Source organism: Ramlibacter sp., assembly GCF_035706265.1.
Lineage (GTDB): Bacteria > Pseudomonadota > Gammaproteobacteria > Burkholderiales > Burkholderiaceae_C > Ramlibacter.
The window spans coordinates 1-3,605 of sequence record NZ_DASSVG010000257.1 but is presented as its reverse complement, the minus strand read 5'-3'; the positions used below and the strand labels follow the sequence as shown (position 1 = coordinate 3,605).

At 70.9% G+C, this 3,605-nt stretch carries 4 protein-coding genes; all 4 read left to right on the top strand.

The window, feature by feature from the left end:
* Positions 1-115: 115 nt before the first annotated feature.
* Positions 116-1,357: an MFS transporter gene (locus VFM98_RS09550; RefSeq protein WP_325109691.1), complete on the top strand. Its 1,242-nt coding sequence runs from the start codon at positions 116-118 to the stop codon at positions 1,355-1,357.
* Positions 1,354-1,830 (top strand): peptidylprolyl isomerase, encoded by a 477-nt coding sequence (locus tag VFM98_RS09545; protein WP_325109690.1) that lies wholly within the window; start codon positions 1,354-1,356, stop codon positions 1,828-1,830. Before VFM98_RS09550 ends, VFM98_RS09545 begins: the two co-directional genes overlap by 4 nt.
* 97 nt (positions 1,831-1,927) lie before the next feature.
* A complete protein-coding gene (locus tag VFM98_RS09540; protein ID WP_325109689.1) occupies positions 1,928-2,950 on the top strand; it encodes a pirin family protein in 1,023 nt (340 codons plus the stop codon).
* 154 nt (positions 2,951-3,104) lie between these two features.
* Positions 3,105-3,605 (top strand): multicopper oxidase domain-containing protein (locus VFM98_RS09535; RefSeq protein ID WP_325109688.1); only part of this gene is annotated, 501 nt, incomplete at its 3' end.

Below are 3,605 nucleotides of genomic sequence, written 5' to 3'. Positions count from 1 at the left end.
GAAGCCCAGCGTTGCGGGGCCGCCGTCATCGCCGGGCTTTCGCTTCGCTCCAGCTCCAGCCTACGAGGTCAGCGCCCGCAAGGGTTCGCGCGCCAAACACCGCTACAGTCCGCGCGTGCCATCCCCCTCCCGCTCCCCCTGGCTCATGCTGCTGGTGCTGCTCTCCGGCTTCACCATGAGCCAGGCCTTCCGCACGGCCGCCGGCATCATGGCGCCGCCCCTGCAGCACGACTTCGGGCTCACGCCGCAGCAGCTGGGGCTCTTCGCCGCCGCCTTCCACTTCTCCTTCGCGTCGCTGCAGCTCTTCATGGGCATGGGCATCGACGTCTACGGCCCCAAGCGCACCGTGGCCACCGTGCTTCCGCTGACGGTGGTCGGCTCGCTCCTCACCGCCTCGGCGCACAGCTACCCGATGCTCATCGCGGGGCAGGTGCTCACGGGCATCGGCTGCGCGCCGGCCTTCCTGGTCTGCACGGTCTTCATTGCCCGCAACTTCGCGCCGGAGCGCTTCGCGGCCGTCAATGGCGCGGCGCTGGGCATCGGCTCCATCGGCCTGCTGCTCACCGGCACGCCGCTCGCGTGGCTGATCGAGCACGTCTCCTGGCGCGCCGGCTTCCTGGCCATGGCGGCCTGCGCCGCACTGGCGTGGCTGGCCATCCTGCTGCTGGTGCGCGAAGAGCGGCCCGCGCAGCACCAGCCGTTGAACGTGCTGACGGCCCTGCGCGGCTACGGCGAGCTGTTTCGGCTGCCGCACACGCTCGGGATCATCGGCCTGGCGCTTTTCAGCTACGCCGCCTTCATGTCGCTGCGCGGCCTGTGGCTCACGCCGCTGCTGATCGAGCGCTACGGCTTCACCCTCGTGGAGACCGGCAACGTCGCGATCGGCATTTCCATCCTCGGCATGATCGGCGCGCCGCTGTTCGGCCGGCTCGACCCCGGCGAGCAGCGCCGCCGCCAGTGGATCCTCGGCTGCGCGCTGCTGACGGCGCTGCTGTTCTTCGGCATCGCGCTGCGCCCGGGAGCGTCCATCGAGGTGACGCTCGCGCTGGCGATCAGCCTGCTGTCCGGCTTCGGCACGCTGCAGTATGCGGACGTGCGGGCGGCCTATCCGGCGCGCATGACGGGCCGCGCGATGGCGATCTTCACCATGGCGATGTTCCTCGGCGTGGCCGTCATGCAGTGGCTGACCGGCGGGGTGGCCTCGGCCGCCGCCGCCCTGCAGGTGGAGCGCTATGCGGCGGTCATGGCCGGCATCGGGGCCTTCCTGGTCGGCGGCGCCCTGCTGTTCCGCTGGCTGCCGGCGCCGGGCCGCGCCGCCGCCGCGGCCGGCACCGAGCCGTCACAATCGGCGCCATGAAAATCGCCAAAGACACGGTCGTCACGCTCAAGTACAAGGTCGCCGACAGCAACGGCAAGCTGATCGAGGAAAGCAGGGACCCCATGGTCTACCTGCACGGCGGCTACGACAACACGCTGCCGAAGATCGAGGAGGCGCTCGAAGGCAAGGAGGCGGGCTACGAGTGCACGCTCAACCTGCAGCCGGAGGATGCCTTCGGCCAGCGCGACGAAGCGCTGGTGCGCGTGATCCCGAAGAGCGAATTCCCGCCCGGGGTGAAGGTCGGCGGCCAGCTCGAAGGCCGCACCGACGACGGCCAGCCGCACGTCTTCCACGTCATGAAGATCAAGGGCCCCGAGGTGCACCTCGATGGCAACCATCCGCTGGCGGGCAAGGCGCTGAAGTTCTTCCTCAAGGTCACCGGCGTGCGCGCCGCCAGCGGCGAGGAGATCGCCCACGGCCACGTGCACGGCGAGCACGGGCACCATCACTGAGAGGAAGTCGGAATACCGGACGCAAAGGACGCGAAAGCGCGTCCTTTGCGTCCGGCTGTCGGGATTGATCTTTGTGAACGCACCCTCACCTGATGCCATGACCAACTCCCCCATCCTCGCCGTGCGGCCCCTCGGCTTTCCGTGGGAAACCGCCGATCCGTTCCTGTTCTGCGCCTACCACGACGACGCCTATCCCCGCGGCAACGGGAAGATGGGGCCGGCGGTGCCGCTGGCGGGACGCGACATCGGCCAGGACTTCAGCCGCAAGGACGGCTGGAGCATGTACCACGGCGAGAGCGTGCCGGGCTTTCCCGCCCACCCGCACCGCGGTTTCGAGACCGTGACCATCGTGCGCCGCGGGCTGATCGACCACAGCGACTCGCTGGGCGCGGTGGCGCGCTTCGGCGGCGGCGACGTGCAGTGGGGCACGGCCGGCCGCGGCATCGTGCACTCGGAGATGTTCCCGCTGCTCAAGACCGAGGAAGACAACCCGCTGGAGCTGTTCCAGGTCTGGCTGAACCTGCCCAAGCGCACCAAGATGGCCGCGCCGCACTTCACGATGTTCTGGAACGAGCAGGTGCCGCGCCGCGTGCTGCGCGACGGCGAAGGCCGGCGCACCGAGGTGGCGGTGGTCGCCGGCCGCTTCGCCGATGCCGCGCCGCTGGCGCCGCCGCCCGACTCCTGGGCCGCCGATCCCGCCGCCGACGTGGCGATCTGGACCATCGCGATGGAAGCCGGCGCCGCCTGGACGCTGCCGCCCGCCCAGGGCCGCAACACGCGCCGTACGCTCTACTTCTTCAAGGGCACCGACGCGATGGTGGCCGGCGAGCCGGTGGAAGCGCGGGTGGCGATCTCGCTGGACGCCGGCGCGGAGGTGCCCATCACCACCGGCGAGACCGGCGGCGAGTTCCTGCTGCTGCAGGGCGCGCCGATCGGCGAGCCGGTGGCGCAGTACGGCCCGTTCGTGATGAACACGCAACAGGAGATCATGCAGGCGATGCAGGACTACCGCCGCACCCAGTTCGGCGGCTGGAAGTTCGGCGACAGCGCGCCGGTGCACGGGGCCGAGCCCCTGCGCTTCGCGCGCTACCCGGACGGGCGCGAGGAACGCCCGGCCTGAGCCCCGTCGTCCCCGCGCAGGCGGGGACGACGGATGGGGCATCGCGCGGCCATCCCAAGGATGGGGGGCTCCATTTGAGCTGGCGCAACTGCAACGCGGCCGGCCTCCTTAGACTGCCCCTCCACATGGGGGCCGTGCCTCCGGGGAGAGCACCGTGAGCCTGAACCGTCGACTGTTCCTCCAGTCCGCCGCCGCGGCCGCCGCCATGCCGGGCTTGGCCCCGCTGGACTCCCTGGCCGCGGCCGCGCCCAACGAGCTGGTGGCCGGCGTGTTCAAGCAGCGCGTGCGCGAGGGCGGGGCCGAGACGGCCGTCTGGGGCTTCAACCTGCAGGTGCCCGGCCCGGAGCTGCGCTTCCGCCAGGGCGAGGAAGCGTCGATGCTGGTGCGCAACCGCCTGCCGCAGGCCACCACCGTGCACTGGCACGGCATCCGCGTGCCGAACGAAATGGACGGCGTGCCCAACGTCACGCAGGTGGCGATCCCGCCCGACGTCGACTTCCCCTACCGCTTCCGGCTGCCCGACACCGGCACCTACTGGTACCACCCGCACCAGTCCAGCTTCGAACAGGTGCCGCGCGGCCTCTACGGCGCCCTGATCGTGGAGGAGCCCAAGCCGCTCCCGGTGGACCGCGAAGTGGTCTGGGTGCTGAGCGAC